Source organism: Hymenobacter sp. (assembly GCF_036387835.1).
Taxonomy (GTDB): domain Bacteria; phylum Bacteroidota; class Bacteroidia; order Cytophagales; family Hymenobacteraceae; genus Hymenobacter.
Genome location: NZ_DASVSY010000024.1, coordinates 1 through 18,284 on the forward strand (window position 1 = coordinate 1; position 18,284 = coordinate 18,284).

Genomic DNA, 18,284 nt, shown 5'->3' on the forward strand with positions numbered 1-18,284 from the left:
TGGTAGAGCAGGCTGACGAAGTTGAGGCCCTTGACGTAGCGCTGCTGGCTATGGTCCCAGTGCGGGCAAATCAGCTCGTTGGCGTCGGTATGCGCCTTTTCCAGCACCGAATCGTCCACGATGAGGACGGCAAATTCCTCGGTGGGCTGACGGGCTTCGGCTTGGCGGATCAGCGGTTTGGCCTGCCGCCACACCTCAGCCGAACTGAGCGTGACGCGGCTAAGCCAGCGCGTGATCTGGTCGTGGCTCAAGGCCCCCTCCAGCAGCCGCGACAAGCCGGTGGCCGTCGTCGGCCCCGTTGAACTCAGCAAATAATCCGTGTACAAGTCCAGCGTGCAACTCTTCATAAGCCTACTAAACGCGAAACCCCATCTGACGACTGCGTAACATCAGTTAGTAAATAGATTCATGACTTGTTACCATTAATTTGGATAGCCTACTCTCATAAAAGCAAGCACCTGGCTTTTCGGCTACCGCCACGTGCAGCAGGTCCAGACAAGCAGAATTTTCAGCAGGAACAGCGCCTTTTCAGAACCTTAAAAAAAGGCACACCTGTTTCTTTACCTCCTTTCTTGAAAAGGTGATGCGCACAAAATGCCAGAGACAAAGCCACGGAAATTAGTCGGGCAGACAATTTCAGAACACCAGAAACCTGATGTTAAGCGGGAGCAATACTAGAGGTTGGGAGTAAAGCGCAAACGTGCTGCCGCGAGGTGTGCAGTAAGGGCAGCGTAAGACGTTCGGGGGCAGAAGGCACTGACGGATATTACCACCTGAAGGTGTGATTCGGTGGGTAAGCAGGCAACTGGCGCTACGCTTGCATAGCAGCAGACAGGTGTTCTTGCAGCAAGCAGATTATATAATAAAGATAGTGCTCGACTAATGTAATATCAAATAATTCTATTATTTATTTATTAATATATAAATGGTGCGCCAGATAGCCGCAGAATGGCGCCAGGGTTACTGCGGCTATTCTGCGGCTATTCTGCAACCGCATTTGTCGGTTTGGCTGCGCTGCGCGCTGGCTACACCACAAAATTGGCGTCTACGTGCAGGCGGATTTCCTCCCGGATTTCCTCGGCCGACAGCCAGTGCGTGTTGTTGGCTGAGTCGTAGTGAAAGCCTAAGGGGACTCGCTGGCCGCCAAAATGAGCAACAAACTCATCGAGGTTCCACAGTGGCGTGGCCGGCAGAATAACATAGTACTTGGCTAACTCTATTGTGCTAAGCGCGTCGGTTGCCGTTATCATTTCCTCGTGCAGCTTCTCGCCGGGCCGGATGCCCACGATTTCCTGCCGGCAGTTTGGGCCGATAGCTTGGGCTACTTCTGTTATTTTGTAGCTAGGAATTTTGGGCACGAAAATCTCCCCACCCCAGGCGTTTTCCAGGGCATAAAGCACCAGGTTCACGCCTTCTTCCAACGAAATGTTGAAGCGCGTCATGTCGGGGTGCGTGATGGGCAGCACGCCGGAATGGCGGCGTTGCAGAAAGAAGGGCACCACCGACCCACGCGAGCCAATTACGTTGCCGTAACGAACCACCGAAAAGCGCAAATCCCGGGCACCTTTCATGTTGTTGGCGGCTACAAACAGCTTATCGGAGCAGAGCTTGGTCGCACCGTAGAGGTTGATGGGCGCGGCGGCCTTATCAGTACTTAGCGCTACCACGTCTTTCACACCGCAGTCGAAAGCGGCATTTATCACGTTTTCGGCCCCGAAGATGTTGGTTTTGATACACTCCATGGGGTTGTACTCGGCGGCGGGCACTTGCTTGAGGGCCGCCGCGTGCACAATGATATCAACCCCCTCGCAGGCCCGCTTTAGCCGTTCGCCATCGCGCACATCACCAATGAAGTAGCGAATGGCCGGGTACTTACTCTGCGGAAAAGTCTGCGACATTTCGTACTGCTTCAGCTCATCGCGCGAGTACACCACCAAACGCCGCACCTGCGGAAATTTCTCGAACACGGTTTGCACGAACTGCTTGCCGAACGAGCCGGTACCGCCGGTAACCAGAATGGATTTATTGTTGAGGTCGAGGGCCATTAGGGAATGGAAATGAAGTAACGGGCGGGGGTAAGTGCAGTGCTACAGCACCACGGGCAAAATAGGGTGGCAAAGGTACGCGTACTTAGGGAGTGCAGAAAGCTGGCAGGACTTGAAAAGCAAAGCAGTGCTTGCTCCTTCCTTTCTCTGGCGTAGTTTCTATACTTGTTTACTACCCTAAAAGAGAAACTAATTGCTTGGTCAAAGCCCGCCGCGAATAGCGGGAATGGCTAAGCGCTGGCAGGTCAAGATTGGAGTTGATGCGCCACTGCACGATAAGTGATTCTAAATAGTCGAGCATTGCTTCGTAGGCATCGTAGGGCCAGGCACGGCCGGCGCCGCACTCCTGAAGCAGATTATCGGCATCGGAACCGGTGGGCCCCACGCAAATAATAGGTTTGTTGGCCGCCAGATATTCAAACACCTTGCCTGGCAGAATACCGAAGTTGTGTGCTACATCCGGAATGGCCATTAGCAACACCGTAGAGCGCAGCAGGTAGGTCACTGATTCGTCGTGCGGCACAAAAGGAATCAGCTCTGTGACCTTTAGGAGGTCGTTGTCGACGAGTTGCCGTTGCACCCCTTCGGCTACTTTGCCCACAAAGCGCAGCCGTAACGGCACATCGGGGTGGCGCCGAATGCACTCGGCTACGGCGCTCAGCAACAGCTCAATATGGTAGGTTTCGGAAATAGTGCCGGTATGCGTAATCAATAGCGCATCGGTAGGAGGGCAGGAGGGCAGCTGAAAATCACTCTCATCGTAGCCGTTGGGCAGCACGTGGAACTTGCTGTCTTTGAGCTTGGCTGATTTTCCGAGAAATAAGCGTTTCGTGTCGGCGCTGGTGGTGAGCACAATGTCGGCCTGTTCCAGTACCTGGCGCTCGTAGCGGGCGTCCAGCCAGCGGGCCGGGGCGGTTTGGTTAAGTTCGGTGCGGTAGTAGATATCGGTCCAGGGGTCGCGCAGATCGGCCAGCCACCGGAAACCGTAGCGCCGCTTCAGCTCCAGCCCAATCAGCTGCGAGGAGTGGGGAGGAGAACTAGTAAGTACCGCATCAAACTGTTCGCCCTGGGCCAGTAGCTCGGCTACTGCCCGTAGGGCGTGCGAGTTCCACCCGCGCCGGGCATCCGGGATAAACAGATTACCGCGCACAAACTTGAAAAGCTGCTGCGTAACACTGGTTTTGCTTTCGTTGGCAAAGCCACCGTAGGGAATCTGCTCGCGCCCCGTCAGTTTCTTGTAACTCCCGAAAGGCTCGGAAGTACCCGTGCGAATCACGCGGACGGTAGCAGGTATTTCAGCGGCCAACGAATGGTCGAGCACTGGGTACGCACCTTGGGCCGGGTCTACGGTGATAACCGTCGGCTCCACGCCGAGGGCCGGCAGGTGCTTCACAAACTTCAGGCTCCGCTGCACGCCCGCTCCCCCGGAAGGGGGCCAGTAGTAGGTAATAACAAGCAAACGGAGCGGACGGGCGGCAGACACAAGCAGACGAAGTAGCGGGAAGATGTGCGAAGGTACACAGATGCGGCCTTTCGGGGTTTTCTGGTTACTTTTGAACACTTAACTCGCTCTTCTTTGTCGCAGGCTGGCTGCGAAAGTGGAAAAGCTCTGTGTTCTACAATCTTTTAGTTTCACTGAATGTTGAAGGACAAAAAGCATCCCAAGGAAGAGATAGTTCAAGCCGCAGTGAAAACTGTTTCTGAAGCACTTTCAGGTTCCGCACCTGATTCAGTTGACCTGATCGGGCACTCCTGATTACCGGAACAAAGGACTCGACCAGTATACAGAAGCAGTTTGAGCTAGCGAAATCAAGTAAATCAGCGCAAATCAGCGATTCAATGTTTGATAACCTAAGTACTAAACTCGATAAAGCCTTCAAAACCCTTAAGGGCCAAGGCAGTATCACAGAAATCAACGTGGCGGCCACCATCAAGGAAATCCGCCGCGCCCTCGTTGATGCCGACGTAAACTATAAGGTGGCCAAGGAGGTCACCGACAAGATCAAGGACGAGGCCATGGGCCGCGACGTGCTGACGGCCGTCTCGCCGGGCCAGCTCATGACTAAAATCGTCTACGATGAGCTAACGCTGCTCATGGGCGGCGACAAGAAAGACATTGTTATCAAGGGCGACCCGGCTGTGGTGCTGCTTTCGGGGTTGCAGGGTTCGGGCAAAACCACTTTTGCCGGCAAGCTGGCTTCCTTCATCAAAAAGCAAAACCGCACCGTGCTGCTGGTCGCCTGCGACGTGTACCGGCCGGCCGCTATCAATCAGCTGCAAGTACTAGGCGAGCAGATTGGGGTGGAAGTGTACGCCGAGGTCGAGAACAAGAACCCGGTGGAAATTTCGCGCAACGCCATCGAGTACGCCCGCAAAAAGAACAAGAAAGTGGTCATTATCGACACCGCCGGCCGCTTAGCCGTAGACGAGCAGATGATGACTGAAATTGAGTCGGTAAAACGCGCTATCAACCCCTCGGAGACGCTGTTTGTAGTGGACTCGATGACAGGCCAGGACGCCGTGAACACCGCCAAGACCTTCAACGACCGCCTCAACTTCGACGGTGTAGTGCTCACCAAGCTCGACGGCGACGCTCGCGGTGGTGCCGCCCTCAGCATCCGGGCCGTAGTTGAAAAGCCCATCAAGTTCATCTCGACAGGTGAGAAGATGGAGGCGCTGGATATGTTCTATCCAGACCGCATGGCCCAGCGCATCTTGGGCATGGGCGACGTTATTTCGTTGGTTGAGCGCGCACAGCAGCAGTTTGATGAAGACGAAGCCAAGCGCATCAACCAGAAGATCCGCAAAAACCAGTTCAATTTCGACGACTTTCTCTCGCAGCTAGAGCAGATCAAGAAGATGGGCAACCTGAAGGACTTGGTGGGCATGATACCCGGCATGAGCAAGGCCATCAAAGACGTGGACATTGACGATGACGCGTTCAAGCCGATTGAGAGCATCATCAAGAGCATGACCCCACATGAGCGAGCCAACCCCGATGTGCTCAACGGCTCCCGCCGGAAGCGGCTTGCTAAAGGCTCGGGCACCGATATTCAGCAGGTGAACAACCTGATGAAGCAGTTCGAGGATATGCGCAAAATGATGCGTACCATGAACAAGATGAGCCAAACGAAGGGCGGCATGCAACAAATGGCTCGCATGATGGGCGGCATGGGCAAAAGCGGCGGTAAGTTCTAGTTCTTCGCCTGTAGCAAACAGAAAGGCCCGGATGCATCAGCTTCCGGGCCTTTCTGTTTGTTGCAATCTTTTAAAGCAAATGAGCCACCGCAGAATACTGCGGTGGCTCATTTGCTTTAAAAGATAACTTGAGATACTAGTTGCGTATCATCGGCAGCGTGATAACAGTTTCAGCACTGCGTACCCGAACCAAGTAAGAACCAAGCGGAAGGGCATTTAGGTCGAGCGAGTGCTCAAGCCCGCCAATTAGCTGGAACTTTCGGAGCAAACGACCCGATAGGTCCAACACCTCTACCCGCGATTCCAACGAAGGCAGCGCCGTAAGGTCGAGAGTGGCGGTACCTTGGTGCGGATTGGGGTAGAGCGCAATGGCTGCTTTGGTTCCACGCTCGAAGCGCACCACCCGTACCGGCGAATAGCTGCTGCTGCCGTCACGGTCTACCTGACGCAGACGGTAGTAGATAGGCTTCAGCGACAAGCGGGCAACGCCGGCATCGGTGTAACGATAGGCCGTCTCTTGAAAAGAAGTGCCTTGGCCTTTCACCAACCCAATACGCTCGAAGTTGTAGCCATCCAAGCTACGCTCAATATCGAAGTGGTCGTTCTGCATTTCACTGGCAGTAGCCCAGCTTAGCTCAGCATTCGACCCTGCGGCCGCAGCATCAAAGCGCTTCAGTTCCACGGGCAGCGGGCGCAATATGGTTACGTCTTCGGCCGTGCTGGAAGCACCAGAGTAGTTGGAGCCGGGTACTTCGCCACCTGCTTCATAGAACTGGGCGGGAGCAATTCTGCGCGTCGCAGTAGTGCGGGTCGGGTCGTTGTAGCTCACCGAGGCAGTGGTTTGATAAGGCAAGTTGTCTTGCGCTGTGCCGGCAATGTTGGCTACGAAGTTGATGGTTGTAGTGGCGCCAGCTGGAATAGTCAGGCCACTGAAAGTTGGGTTGATGCTATTGTCGGTGGGAGCTACGTAGTTAGTTACTGCAGCCAAGGTATTGAGAATCCCATTTGATAAGCGTTGTACCACTGTAGTTCCAGCAGTCCGATAGCGGAAAGGACCGGCATTGTTTGCCACGCCATTGGTAGCCAAAGCCACAATAACATTCACATTGTTGGCTATTCCGCCAGTGTTGGCAATACGAAGCGTATAGGAAGCTGGGTTAACTGGCTGGCCGGGGTCACCGGTGCGGGTTACGCGAGGGGTAGTGGTTTCCAAGGTAGTAGTGAGCAAAGGCAAGCAGGCACCGGCGCCAGAAATAGCCCCATCGTTGGTGGTTACGTCGGCGTTTGTAGTTACCGTGCCGTTGCTGCCTGGTGCGGCCCCATAGGTGCTGGCTGCGTCGGTGCTAACTGTAAGCCCGGCAGCACCAGCAACAACCGTGGAGGCGCTAAGAGGAGCGTTGGCGAATACTACGCCACCGCCACCGCCACCGCCCGGACCGTACAAGCCGCGTCCGCCCATTGGGCCATTGGTAATATTGCTGCCTCGGCTGCCATTGCCCCCATTAGCACTCACCGTCAGGTTACTCAAGCCTGTACCACCCGTGATACCAGTCGGAGGACTTGCCAACAGCAGCACAGAGCCACCCGCGCCACCGCCGCCGCCGCCTTCGTTAGCATTGGCGCTTGGAGCGGTGCCCCCATTTGCCTCAACGATTCCTGCGCCTGCAACCGAGCCTGTGCGCAGGATGATGATGCCGCCGCCGGTGCCCCCGCTGCTCAGGTAGTCGTTGGTAGCATCTGTAGAGCCGGCACCGCCGCCGCCACCTAACACCAGATTTGAAATAGCGCCGGTTCTGGCTGCTCCGCCAATAGAGCGGTTGCCGCTACCATTCGATCCAAAGCCATAGCCACCGGTGCCGCCGTTGCCGCCGTTGCCGCCACCGGCGCCGCCCGCGTTGCCACTGTTCGAAATGGGAGTGAAATCGTTGGCACCACCGCCCGCGTTGCCAGGGGCGCCTCGGCCTACACTACCGTCCAAGTACCCTTCGGCTGCGCCGGCGTCTATGGTGGTGGTGCCACCCGCATAAACAAATTGGGGAGTACCGGCGGTGCCTTCGCCTTTGCTCCCGTGGGCCGCGCCTAGGGTGCTGAAGGCTTGGTTACGGAAAGTGGTATTTGCGTAGGTGCCGGTAGTGGTGCCGGTGTATTGTTTACCGCCACCGCCGCGGAAGCCCTTAGCTGTCATGCTCAAGCTGGCGCTGCCACTCATCGTCGTGCGGCCCGCCACATCCAGCACTAGCACACCGCCGGTGCTGCCGTTCCAGGCGGCTCCGGTTACGGTGCCGGAAACAGTGAGAGCGGAGTATTGAGGCACCCGAATTACTTGAAACCGGCGCTGCCCTGACACGCTGCTACTGTAGTCGTCGTTGGTGTACGTTTTGGTAAGGGGGGTAGCCAGAGTCAGTATGCCGCCCGTGAGTGTAGTACCTACAAAGCTGGTTACCACCGCGTATTCGTATTGGCCGGCTGTGTTGATGCCGGTGGGGGTGAGGCTGCCGTAAGCGGAGCTATTCGCTGTGTTGATGTCTTGCCCCTGTATTTGCATCACCAGCACCAGGTCGCCGGGACTAAGGGTTTCGGAACTCGCGCCAGTCCCAGTCCGTGCGGCTCCAATTGTAAAGGTCGTCGTCCCGCTAGTTGTGCTTGAGGTACCTGGGAAATAGGTATTTGGAGCAGTGGTGCCATCCAACGTGCCAGGGCCATCTTTGCCGGGGGTAGCGCAAGCCGTAACCACGTTCACTGAGCCACCAATAGTGGTCGTAATAACCGCCGTGTTGTTGTCGGTTACCGGATCAGGAATGAGAGAAACGGAGCTGGCAGTGCCGGTAAGCGTGCCGCTGGCAGGAGTGTTGAAGCTTACCTGGTTGGTTACGGCAGTGGCTCCGGCCGCTAAGTTGGCAATAGTAGCAAACGTAACTTCGCCGGTAGCCTGGTTGTAAGTGGCGCCCGTGGGCAGCGTCATGCCCACCGCCGATACGCTAGGCGAAAGCCGCAGCTTCGGTACCACATTGGTTGCTGGCTGCGTGCCCAGGTTGGTGGTGCTCATCGAATAAGTGATGCGCGAGCTGGCGGTGGCAAAGTTCGGTCCGCTTGCGCTTGTTGCTACATCGGCACCCTCTACAATGACCGTGATATTAGCCGGACTCGAAACCTGACTTAGAATATCCTGCACGTTGTAGGGCAGCGACACGGTGCCGGCAAACGTGCTGACCGGGGTAAACGTAACCGCGCCGGTATTGGTAACCGTGAAGGTACCTTGATTGGCAATGGTGCGCGTGGTTTGGATGCCAGGAGCGTCGATATCCAGATCCACTGTGGCCCGGTCGATGCTGGCGCCGGGGGCTACATCGTTGCTCGTGACGTTGAGCGTGATGGGGTTGTTATAAATCGTGCTGGCTACGTCGTCGATGGCGAAAGGGGCCTGTACGATATTGAGGTTGCGAATTTCGTGCACGTTGATTTGGCCGCCCGTAGAACCTGAAAAGCCTAAGCGTAGGCGGTCAGGTGGCGTAGATACCTGAATCTGGTTTACAGCCGTGGTAACAGCGGTTCCGTGCTGAATCCGGACCGTGATGTTATAGGTTCGGCTTGCGCCCGTACCAACCGGAATTACATCAATAAAAGCCCGCCGATAGTCCGGCGAGCCCGCCTGGGCGCGGGCAGTAGGTACGTCCAAGCTGAAGCCAAGCTGACCTAAACCAGTGCCTGCCAGATAAGGATAATCGGTAGTGGAGCTGCCGTTGCCAGCGCCGCGTATGGAAACGGCATCCGGCACGGAACCAGGGCCTCCGTTGCGGCCTTCAGTGGGATTGGAGTAGTTGCCAAATTCGTCGATACCAATGCCGATATAGCCGCGCGAAACCCCATCGGCAATCGGCGTAACTGTTTTCTGAGCGTACCCCAACGAACCACCCGAAGCGCCAATGCGAAACCCTGTAGCTGGCTGGCCCGCTTCATCAACCAAGAAAACACTAAAGCCATCGGCCCCATCGCCGCCGTAAGCAAAAAACTCGAACGAAATAGTGAAGCCTTCGGGAGCATCAAACCCTACGTTGTCGATGATAGAGCCGGCCTTATTACCTTCGGCGCTAGTCAGGCGCAAATAGCCCTGTCCGGTCGCGTCGTCGCCGGTTTGCCCAGTGCCAGTGAGGCGGGCAGTGCCACTGAACGTAAAGTCGGAAGCAGCAGCGTCTTTGAACGTTACGTTGCGAGGAAACGAGCTGGACTGTGCTTGAGCGTGCGACGAAGCTAATCCGAGCAGTAAGACGGCCGGCAGCAGTGTTTTACTAGGAGATACCAACCGCGTTCGTAGCTGGCTGAATGGGAGGAAAGGTGTTTTCATGTAGTACAGTTTGTAATAGTAACATAAGCAGTAAAGCAGGGCGAAGCCTGGTGGGACACTATCCAACATATCCAATCATCTTCAACCCAACTATTTGCCTAGGCAAGCCTAGGTCTTCAAAACAAATATAGCTGCCTTATAAAGCTTAGTCAATTGCACTTTGCTATTTATCGGCTAATAATGTTCAATTCTCTAAAAAAAGTTACTAAAACAAAAAAAGACAATCATTTTATGCTATTTATGGTGTAAATACCCGTTTGTAAAACGTTGAGACTAGTGCTATGCAAAACGTCCCACATGGATGGACCCTGAGGTCCATCCATGTGGGACGTAAAAATTTTGTATAATTCTTAGTATTTGTTTCTTCCTTCCTGAGTTTCCCAGGCCTGGAAGCCTGCGGCCGCCTCATCGCGTAGCAACTCCGTCATCTTGATGCGGCGTTGTTCGAGGGGCTTTTCTATTTCCTCGTAGATGAACTGGTCGTCGAAGCCGACGGCAGCGGCGTCTTGTTTGGTGTTTCCGTAGAAAACGCGGCGTGGCCGGGCCCAGTAAATAGCGCCCAAACACATGGGGCAGGGCTCACAGGAGGTATACAAGTCGCAGTCATCTAGCTGGAAGCTGCCTAGGGCGGCGCAGGCTTTGCGAATAGCATCGACCTCGGCGTGGCAGGTGGGGTCATTGGTGCTGGTCACTTGATTGAACCCGCGGGCAATGATAACCCCGTTCTTTACCACAACGGCTCCGAAGGGGCCACCATGACCGGCCTGCATTTTCTCGATAGAAAGGCGAATAGCTTCGCGCATGAAGTCGGGGTTGGGAGCTTCCATGCTAGTAGGGAAATAAGGTGTGAGGGAAAGGCCGACATACTGAAATAGCAAAGTAAGCTATGTAGAATGAAGCGCTTGCTGCGGCTGAAAAGCTGTTGCTATAATTATGTATAGGTATATTTAAACAAATCTTAACTATAGCAGTACTACTGTGTAGCTTCAATTCCACCATATTTTCTCCTTCTGGTATGCAACAAAAACTTACGCATTTGCTGACTGGCTTGTTGATTCTGCTGCTCAGCTTTAACTCACGCGCCGACCACTTGCGGGCTCATTTGCTGCTTTCCGCACGGCTTGATGGAGCCCAAGAAGTACCTGCTGTAAACACCAGTGCTTTGGGAGTAGCCAGCTTCACGCTGAATGTGACCCGCGATACGCTATTTGTAAATGCTACATTCAACGGGCTGAGTGGAGCCATTACGCAAGCGCACCTTCACAACGGGCGTCCTGGCATGACTGGCCCGCCAATTATTGATCTGTTTCGTTTTGTGCGTGGCAGCCAGTTACGCGGTTTCCTCACCGGCCCTAATGACCTGACGCCAACAAGACTCCGGGCTTTACTGGCCGGCCAATATTACATCAACATCCATACGGCCGCCAACCCAAACGGTGAAATCCGGGGGCAAGTAGGACTAGAGTCCGACAATCAATACATTACCTCCCTCAACGGCAGCCAGGAAGTTCCTCCGGTAACAACCAACGCGTTCGGTGTAGGCATTTTTACGTTGTCACAGGATAGAACCAAACTTAAATTTCAAGCCACAGCAACGGGGCTGAGCGGTACCATTACAATGGCGCATTTTCATGCCGGGGCATTCGGTGCCGTTGGTCCCCCAGTGATTGATTTGTTGCCATTCGTTTCCGGCAATACCGTTAGCGGCGAAATAACCCCCAATGCCGCTTTCTTAACAGCCCTAGAGGCTGGTAACATTTACATCAACTTACATACGGCGGCTAACCCCAATGGTGAAATCCGTGGCCAGTTATTCTCGGAGGCTGGTCGCTATCTGAATTTAGATGGTCGTTTGGATGGCGCACAGGTTGTGCCAGCCGTTGCTACTACAGCTAGGGCTACCATGAGCTTGTCACTCACGCCCACGTTGGACACGCTTTTTGTTGATGCAGTTGCCAATGGTTTAAGCGGCCCAATTACGGGCGCGCTATTTGCAATTGCCCCGGCTGGTCAGCCTTACACTACCACTACTGTAGGCTATAATCTGACACCTCGAATTACAGGCAATGTGCTGAGCGCAGGACTCTTAGTTTCACCTGCCAACGTGGCTGCGCTACTACGTGGCGACTTCAACTTGATGCTGACAACAGCCGCCAACCCGACAGGTGAAATTAGGGGCCAAGCGTACCGGCTGGCTCGTGAGGGATATACCTTCTCCATGAATGGCTCGCAAGAACGGCCCACGCCGAATAACAGTACTGCTTACGGCTCTGGTTTTGTAAGCATGGACCGTGATCAAAGCAACGTGCACTTCAACATGGTATGGGGTGGACTTACGGGCGCCGTTACCGTCGGCCATTTCCATACAGGCCTAATAAACCAGAGTGGCGGGGTAGTGTTCGATCTGGCGCCTTTCTTCAACCCGACCGGCGGCGCGGCTATTTCGGCGCAGGGCTTCTGGCAGCCTACCGGCAACGCGGCTCCTAATGCTGCGGCTAACTTCACAGCTCGGCGCGCGTTGCAGTTCCGGCGCGACAGTATGTATGCCAACATCCACACGGCAATGTATCCAAACGGCGAAATCCGGGGGCAGGTGTTCCGCGGAGCCCGCAACCTTAGCATCGTGCTTAGCAACCAGCCCGCCGCCCTCGTAGCCGAAACGTTCGGGTATTACCCTAACCCCTTCAAGGACGCTATTACGCTGTCCTTCGAATCGCGGGCAGCGGGTATAGCCACGGTGAAAGTGGCCGATCTGCTGGGCCGCACGGTAGCTACCAAACCGGTGCAAGTGCGGGTCGGTGCTAACCAGCCGCAGCTCGATTTGCCGGGCATAACGCCGGGCGTGTATCTAATAACGGTTGACGTGGCCGGGTCCCGTATTGTGAGCCGGGTAGTAAAAGAATAGGCTGGAAGGAGCTTCCATAATCAGCTTTTTTCGCCTAAAAAAATAGCCTCCTGCCATGAGCGCAGGAGGCTATTTTTTTGTTGATGCAATGTAATCCAATGAAATCTATACAACCCTTTCTTACGTTTTGGCCTGATAGTTGTTTGTGATTCTTTCAGAAAGATTATTTTTTAGGTGTTTTGGTTGTGGAAGAGGGACTGGTCGTTGACTGGTCCTTCTTTGTTTTATAGCCTGGTTACTGAATCACGCGCAACTCGTGCTGTGGCTCATTGTCTGGAGTGCCCGTTACACGGAAAGCTCCTACGCGACTGGGGCCGTAGCCTAAATTCACTTTCACCCACTCGTCGAGCACTGGTAGCATGCCAATGATTTCACGGCGCAGCAGGGTTAAGTCGTCGCGCAGGTTTCCGAGATGCTGTTGTACTTCGTCGGGGTGCTGATCGTAGCTGCCAGTAGGCGGGCGTTGTTCAAACGTACTGGCCTCTGCCTTTTCGCGCGCTTGATCCGAGGGGATATTGGCAGCTTCGATTTCTGCTCTTTCCAACTCTTTTTCGGCGGCTAGATAGGAAGCTATTTTATCCTGGAGAGGTTGCAAAGCAGGATCGAGGTAGTTGAGGTTGCTGGACATGGCGAGTGGGAAGAAATAGTGAAGTCTGAAACACAACAACGCAGCCCGGCCTTGGAAGGATGCGTAGTAAATGAGCGCCGTACTGGTTAACTGCCGCCGCTTACGTAGATAAAACATCAAACTCACGGAAGAACTCACCGTTAACTGGGGCGCTGCCTAACTTGCAGCACGGGCACCCGGCCGTTGCTTTTTGTTTTGATTCTTCACCATGTCCACTTCCCAAACTTTAGTGCCCGATCCGCTGGGCCACGCTCTGCTCGACTACCAACAAGGCCAGCTTGATGCCACGCTTACCGTTTTAAGCAACGTAGCAGAGGAAGAGCCGCTACCGGCCAGCTACTTTTTTCGCAGTTTGTGGGAGATGCCCGAGCTAGAGCGCCAAGCTTTGGAGGAGTGCCGGGGCCGGGTGCTCGATCTTGGGGGCGGGGCCGGGTGCCATGCACTGGAGCTGCAGAGCCGGGGCTTCGAGGTTAAGTCCGTGGACGTATCGGAGGGAGCAGTGCGGGTGATGGAGGCCAGGGGAGTGCGCGAAGTGGCCCGCCATAATATTTTCGAATTGTCGGCAGAAGCCGGCAAGTACGATACGCTGCTCATGCTCATGAATGGCCTGGGCTTGGTGGGTACCCTTGATGGACTAGCTAAGTTTCTAGCGCATGCCCGCACCTTGCTGGCGCCCAGTGGCCAGATTCTGGCCACGTCCTCCGATATCAGCTACCTCTACGAAGACGAAGAAGGCGCCTTAGTATTCGACTTGAATGGCCCGTACTACGGCGAAGTGGAGTATACCATGCACTACGGCAGCCAAGTTGGCCATCAGTTCAATTGGTTGTTTGCCGATGCCAGCCTCCTGCAAGATTACGCCGAAGAGGCAGGTTACGAGGTGGAGTTTCTGGGCGAGGACGAGCAGCAACAGTACCTTGCGCGGCTGACTTTAAAAGGCTAATTGCTGATTGTTGGTTGCTGATTGTTATTTAACCAGCAACTAACAATTACCAATCAGCAACCAACAATCAAAAATCAACAACCATATGCCTTACGAAAAGACATTCACGGTACGCTGGGCCGATCTGGACCCAAATAAGCACATGCGCCACTCGGCTTATACCGACTATGCTACTCAAGTACGCCTCGAGTATCTAACTGAGCAAGGATTTTCAATGGAGGAGTTTACCCGGCTTGGTATCGGGCCGGTCTTGTTCCGGGAAGACACGCGGTTTCTAAAGGAAATAACGCTGAGCGAAACCATCCGGGTGACAGCCGAGCTAGCCGGTATGAATGCCGACGGCTCTCGTTGGCGCATCATCCACACCATTTACAAAGCCGACGGGCGCGAAGCCGCCACCGTAACCGTAGACGGCGCCTGGCTTGATTTAAATTTGCGCAAACTGACGGTGCCTCCCACCGAGTTGATGACTGCCTTTACGGAATTTCCGCGCCACACCAGCTACGCCGACATTGTGCGAGAACGAAAAGAGTAATTACTGGAGAGAGTAGCGGAGTAGTTGAGTAAGCCGTTGGCACCACTTGAATGATTTACTCAATTACTCTGCTACCCTACGCAGTTACTCCGTTACTCTCTGGAGGGCCTTGGAAATTCGTTCCACTTGCCGCTGGTGGTGCAGGATGTGGTCGACCATAAAATCGAGGGTTTGGTAGATGGTTAGCATACCGGAGCGAGGGTGTTTGAAAATGGCGTGGCTGAGCAGCTTATCAGGGTATTCATTTAGAATTTGCTCTAAATGACGACGCACCGAATCCCACTCTTGGCGAAGCTGCGCCAAGGCAGGCACTTGGTCGGGGGTAAGCTCCTTTAGCCTGGCCGGCGCTTTGAATTTGAAGCCTGGTACTCGCAGCAACACCCGCAATAGCATCGATTTTAGTTGGTGGCTGAGGCCGGCTTTCTGAAGCTCCTCGCTGTTGCGCAGCTTTTTCTCGATGTACTGGTTGATGCTCGTTTCGGATACCAGTAAATGGTGTATCACCTGTGCCGCCGACCATTGCCCGGGAACTGGACCCTGGTGTGCCTTCTCTCCAAGCGCTGCGGCCGCTTCAAACAGGTGGTTGGTGGCGTGCTCAAGTTGCTCGAAACGGAGATGCAAACGATGGTTCATGGAGAGAGGAGGGAAGTGGCGTAGCTTTAAGCAAAAGGTACGTAAAATACCCACTGCTGGCCGAGCTTACGTGCCTTGGTTTTTTTGTTGTTCTTGAGTCCTATTCAGGTATTTGCTACTGTCTTACTATATGTCCCGCTTACCCGTTTCTTCGGCTCTGCCTACGCCTAGCAGTATAGCTGCTCGACCTTGGTGGCCGCATCTGTTGGCGCGGCCATGGCCAGTTGCAATGCGCATGTTGGTGGTACTAGGATTGTACGGAGCCTATTTTCTGCTCGGTGGCGGATTGCAAGGAGAACGGATGCCTTATGATGCTGGGCACTATTGGGAGTTAGCCGTTAAGTTCCAGCGGCATCATCACTCGTTTTCCCTGCTCTATTTTAATGACAATACGCGCGGGTATCTCTCCGCCCTGATTCAATTTCCAGCATTGATAGTACGGTTCCTAACCCATTGTTCTATGCCTTCGGCAGCTAAGGTGCTAGGGCTAGGATGGGCCACGCTACTTTTCGCTATCCTAATTCCGGCGCTGTGGCGCAGCCTGAGCAACCAGCGCGTGAGTGGCGGCCGGTGGCTGCTGCTGCTGCTGTTGGCAGCCATATTCTGGCGCGACCATTTTAGTTTCACTGCCACCGACGTGCCTGGGATATCGTTATTGTTGCTGGCGATGTGGAGCGTTAGCCGCCCAAGTTTGGGGTGGTGGCTGCTGGGTGGGCTGAGTCTGGCCGCTACCGTTGATGTCCGGCCGATGTATTTGGGGGCCGTACTTCCGGCCCTGTTGTTGGCCGGTTGGTGGAATAACCGACACGGACCGCACGGGTGGAGGCGGTGGGTGGCGCTGCTAATGGGGGCCGTAGTGGCGCTGGGCCCTCAACTGGCCATTAATCGGCTATACTACAATACCAATAGTCCGCTAGCCTTAGCGCGGGCATCAGATATTGAAGAAACGCCTCTTTATTTGAAACAGCTAACCTGGGGTACGCGCGTGTTGCGCTACGATACCGATGTACATCAGCGCCTTGTCTACGCTGATTCCACGGGCTTAGCGGTATTGCGCCAGGAAGGAATTGCGGATTATACCTCCTACAGACAGTTTTTAGGTGTTGCGCTCCGGCATCCTATCAACTACACTTGGCGCTATGTGCGCCACCTCTTCAACGGCCTGGATGTGCAACAGCCAGCACCTTACCTAATCCGGCCTTATGGCCCGGAGCGACCTTGGGTGCAACTATTCAACTACAGCTCATTAGGTTTGGGGTTAAGCGTGTTGCTGGTGTCGAGGCCGACCCGATGGTTGCGCTGGCCCCGCAATTGGGTGTTGCTGGCATTGCTGCTACCATGTGCGGTAGCGGTTCCCACCGCCATTGAATGTCGCTTTTTGCTGCCGTTGCATTTGCTGCTGCTTACAATGGCCTGCTTTCAATTTCCGTTTCAGCTAGGATTGAATATGCTCCGTAGCCGGCCGGTGCGGATATTGCCTGCCATGTTGCTGGCCGCTTGGTGGTTGGGAGGCTGCTTCTGGCTTTCAGCGGCCACTACTCGCAACCTGGTGCCCGACCACGGCAAATCGTTGGTTGATTGAGCTTGCTTTATAGCATCTAGAAGTTTGTGCAAATGCTGGAATCTACTCCTCGTCAACCTGTTGGGCACTCCCTGCGGCCTTATGGGTCGATGCTGCTGCTAGTGCTGCTGGTATACCTGGCGTATTTACCCTTTTCCGGGTATGCCGATCAATACCACGATGCCAAATTGTACTGGTTTATCTCGGTTTACTTTCACCGTAACGGCAGCTTTTCGCTATTCAACTTCCACGAAAGCCTGCGTGGTTACGTGCTGCCGTTGCTTTTGTTTGGCTTCCGAGTTGTTCAATTTTATACCAATATTCCGCCCATTGCATTTGCGCGGATATTCGGGATGCTGTCGGCGGCATTGGGATTTGGCTTAATTGGGCCAGCCCTATGGCAAACGGTACGCGGCCAAAGCCTGCCGTTGGCTTGGCCCCGGCGGCTGGCCTTCGCTGTTTTAGGATTTGTCTTGTGGCGCGACTATTTCAACTTCACCCTCTCCGATTTTCCGGCGTTGTGGGCGTTAGGCCTGGGCTTGCTGCTGCTCTACCGTCCTCAGCACCTGGGCTGGACGCTGGCGGCTGGGGCGTGTCTGGCCGCCGCCTTCAATATGCGCCCTAGCTATCTGATATCCGCGCCATTTTTTGTGGGGGTGCAACTGACGGCGCCGGCTCCTGGCAACCTAAGGCGGCTGGTAGCAATGGCAGCTTTACTAGCAGGTGCCGCATTGATTTCAGGACCGCAGCTGATCATCAATCAGCGGCATTTCCATCGAAGTACCCCGCTTGTACTAGCTTTAGGCGAAGGCATGGAAACCGATAACCTCTACCGCGAGAAGCTGAAATGGGGATTGTTGCACCAGAAATACGAAACCTCACTGGACCGCAGCTACCCCGATCCGGTTATGATTTTCCGCGACGTAGCGGGTGAGCAACTAATTCGCGACGAGCACATCACGTGGTTCGACTCGTACGCCGATTACTTCCAACTCGTGTTGCGCTACCCACTAACGTTTGCTGGCATGTACGCCCGCCGCCTCTTCAACGGCCTCGACATCCAGTACCCCACGCCCTACGTTCGTCAGGTTTACGTTTCGAGCCTCGGCCTGGCCTGGCTGAACTACACCGTATGGTTTGGGGCCGGGCTAGTGCTCCTCCGTACTCGCTTCCGGGCCTGGACGCTGCAACAATGGCTGGTGCTGGCAGTGCTGCTGGTACCTTGCCTGCCCATGTTGCCTATGAGCATGGAATGCCGCTTCCTGTTGCCGCTGCACCTGTTGCTTTATGCCGTTCTGTGTTTCGGTTGGCCCGCTACTTGGCGTCCGGCCACCGTTGCATGGCGCAGGCTGTTAGCCGTGGGTGCTGCCTATGTGGTGTTCGTTGCCTTGTGTTTCTATGCCTCCGCCACTGCCCAAGCCACACTAGAGTTTGGCGCTAGGTCGCTGTGGTAGCAAAGCATAAAGCAAAGCTTCGGACTACATCACAAAAAAA

12 protein-coding genes and 1 pseudogene are annotated in these 18,284 nt (G+C 54.8%); 6 read left to right on the forward strand and 7 right to left on the reverse strand.

The annotated features are described in order from the left end of the window. From VF639_RS04860 to VF639_RS04870, 3 genes and pseudogenes are all read right to left on the reverse strand, one after another. A pseudogene (locus tag VF639_RS04860) lies at positions 1 to 347 on the reverse strand (IS701 family transposase); the annotation flags it as partial. A gap of 678 nt (positions 348 to 1,025) precedes the next feature. After that, positions 1,026 to 2,045 carry a UDP-N-acetylglucosamine 4,6-dehydratase (inverting) gene (gene pseB, locus VF639_RS04865; protein WP_331144761.1) on the reverse strand — a complete coding sequence of 340 codons (1,020 nt, stop codon included), beginning with the start codon at positions 2,043 to 2,045 and terminating at the stop codon, positions 1,026 to 1,028. A gap of 172 nt (positions 2,046 to 2,217) precedes the next feature. Further along, complete coding sequence (locus tag VF639_RS04870) at positions 2,218 to 3,528, reverse strand: glycosyltransferase family 4 protein (protein ID WP_331144762.1); 1,311 nt, start codon at positions 3,526 to 3,528, stop codon at positions 2,218 to 2,220. Positions 3,529 to 3,884: 356 nt separating this feature from the next. Here VF639_RS04870 and ffh point away from each other — a divergent pair, with 356 nt between their 5' ends. Beyond that, positions 3,885 to 5,243 carry a signal recognition particle protein gene (ffh, locus tag VF639_RS04875; protein ID WP_331144763.1) on the forward strand — a complete coding sequence of 453 codons (1,359 nt, stop codon included), beginning with the start codon at positions 3,885 to 3,887 and terminating at the stop codon, positions 5,241 to 5,243. A 136-nt stretch (positions 5,244 to 5,379) separates the two neighbouring features. On the opposite strand, the gene VF639_RS04880 is transcribed toward ffh, so the two are convergent. Both VF639_RS04880 and VF639_RS04885 read right to left on the reverse strand, forming a co-directional pair. Then, positions 5,380 to 9,585 (reverse strand): T9SS type A sorting domain-containing protein, encoded by a 4,206-nt coding sequence (locus VF639_RS04880; RefSeq protein WP_331144764.1) that lies wholly within the window; start codon positions 9,583 to 9,585, stop codon positions 5,380 to 5,382. Between the two features lie 350 nt (positions 9,586 to 9,935). Beyond that, the gene (locus VF639_RS04885) at positions 9,936 to 10,412 is read right to left on the reverse strand and encodes a nucleoside deaminase (RefSeq protein ID WP_331144765.1); all 477 of its coding nucleotides are present in this window, start codon (positions 10,410 to 10,412) and stop codon (positions 9,936 to 9,938) included. 188 nt (positions 10,413 to 10,600) lie between these two features. Between VF639_RS04885 and VF639_RS04890 the strand changes: the two genes are divergently transcribed. Beyond that, the gene (locus tag VF639_RS04890) at positions 10,601 to 12,490 is read left to right on the forward strand and encodes a CHRD domain-containing protein (RefSeq protein ID WP_331144766.1); all 1,890 of its coding nucleotides are present in this window, start codon (positions 10,601 to 10,603) and stop codon (positions 12,488 to 12,490) included. Positions 12,491 to 12,725: 235 nt separating this feature from the next. Here the strand turns inward: VF639_RS04890 and VF639_RS04895 are convergent, their stop codons facing one another. Beyond that, positions 12,726 to 13,118 (reverse strand): hypothetical protein, encoded by a 393-nt coding sequence (locus VF639_RS04895; protein ID WP_331144767.1) that lies wholly within the window; start codon positions 13,116 to 13,118, stop codon positions 12,726 to 12,728. Positions 13,119 to 13,326: 208 nt separating this feature from the next. On the opposite strand from VF639_RS04895, the gene VF639_RS04900 reads away from it, so the two are divergent. Both VF639_RS04900 and VF639_RS04905 read left to right on the forward strand, forming a co-directional pair. Continuing rightward, positions 13,327 to 14,061, forward strand: a complete 735-nt coding sequence (locus VF639_RS04900) for a class I SAM-dependent methyltransferase (protein WP_331144768.1) — start codon at positions 13,327 to 13,329, stop codon at positions 14,059 to 14,061. A gap of 85 nt (positions 14,062 to 14,146) precedes the next feature. Then, positions 14,147 to 14,596, forward strand: a complete 450-nt coding sequence (locus VF639_RS04905; RefSeq protein ID WP_331144769.1) for an acyl-CoA thioesterase — start codon at positions 14,147 to 14,149, stop codon at positions 14,594 to 14,596. Positions 14,597 to 14,680: 84 nt separating this feature from the next. Here VF639_RS04905 and VF639_RS04910 read toward each other — a convergent pair whose 3' ends face one another. Then, positions 14,681 to 15,229, reverse strand: coding sequence for a DinB family protein (locus tag VF639_RS04910; protein WP_331144770.1), 549 nt, complete (start codon positions 15,227 to 15,229; stop codon positions 14,681 to 14,683). 460 nt (positions 15,230 to 15,689) lie between these two features. On the opposite strand from VF639_RS04910, the gene VF639_RS04915 reads away from it, so the two are divergent. Continuing rightward, positions 15,690 to 16,811, forward strand: coding sequence for a hypothetical protein (locus tag VF639_RS04915; RefSeq protein ID WP_331144771.1), 1,122 nt, complete (start codon positions 15,690 to 15,692; stop codon positions 16,809 to 16,811). Between the two features lie 32 nt (positions 16,812 to 16,843). Then, on the forward strand, positions 16,844 to 18,244 hold the full coding sequence (locus VF639_RS04920) for a hypothetical protein (RefSeq protein WP_331144772.1): 1,401 nt from the start codon (positions 16,844 to 16,846) through the stop codon (positions 18,242 to 18,244). The last annotated feature ends 40 nt before the right edge of the window (positions 18,245 to 18,284 follow it).

What these genes read in the sequence shown, in the direction of transcription:
- ffh (WP_331144763.1), top strand. Translation starts at nt 3,885, where the DNA reads ATGTTTGATAACCTAAGTACTAAACTCGATAAAGCCTTCAAAACCCTT.
- VF639_RS04900 (WP_331144768.1), top strand. Translation starts at nt 13,327, where the DNA reads ATGTCCACTTCCCAAACTTTAGTGCCCGATCCGCTGGGCCACGCTCTG.
- VF639_RS04895 (WP_331144767.1), bottom strand. Translation starts at nt 13,118, where the DNA reads ATGTCCAGCAACCTCAACTACCTCGATCCTGCTTTGCAACCTCTCCAG.
- pseB (WP_331144761.1), bottom strand. Translation starts at nt 2,045, where the DNA reads ATGGCCCTCGACCTCAACAATAAATCCATTCTGGTTACCGGCGGTACC.
- VF639_RS04885 (WP_331144765.1), bottom strand. Translation starts at nt 10,412, where the DNA reads ATGGAAGCTCCCAACCCCGACTTCATGCGCGAAGCTATTCGCCTTTCT.
- VF639_RS04905 (WP_331144769.1), top strand. Translation starts at nt 14,147, where the DNA reads ATGCCTTACGAAAAGACATTCACGGTACGCTGGGCCGATCTGGACCCA.
- VF639_RS04880 (WP_331144764.1), bottom strand. Translation starts at nt 9,585, where the DNA reads ATGAAAACACCTTTCCTCCCATTCAGCCAGCTACGAACGCGGTTGGTA.
- VF639_RS04915 (WP_331144771.1), top strand. Translation starts at nt 15,690, where the DNA reads ATGCCTTCGGCAGCTAAGGTGCTAGGGCTAGGATGGGCCACGCTACTT.
- VF639_RS04910 (WP_331144770.1), bottom strand. Translation starts at nt 15,229, where the DNA reads ATGAACCATCGTTTGCATCTCCGTTTCGAGCAACTTGAGCACGCCACC.
- VF639_RS04890 (WP_331144766.1), top strand. Translation starts at nt 10,601, where the DNA reads ATGCAACAAAAACTTACGCATTTGCTGACTGGCTTGTTGATTCTGCTG.
- VF639_RS04920 (WP_331144772.1), top strand. Translation starts at nt 16,844, where the DNA reads ATGCTGGAATCTACTCCTCGTCAACCTGTTGGGCACTCCCTGCGGCCT.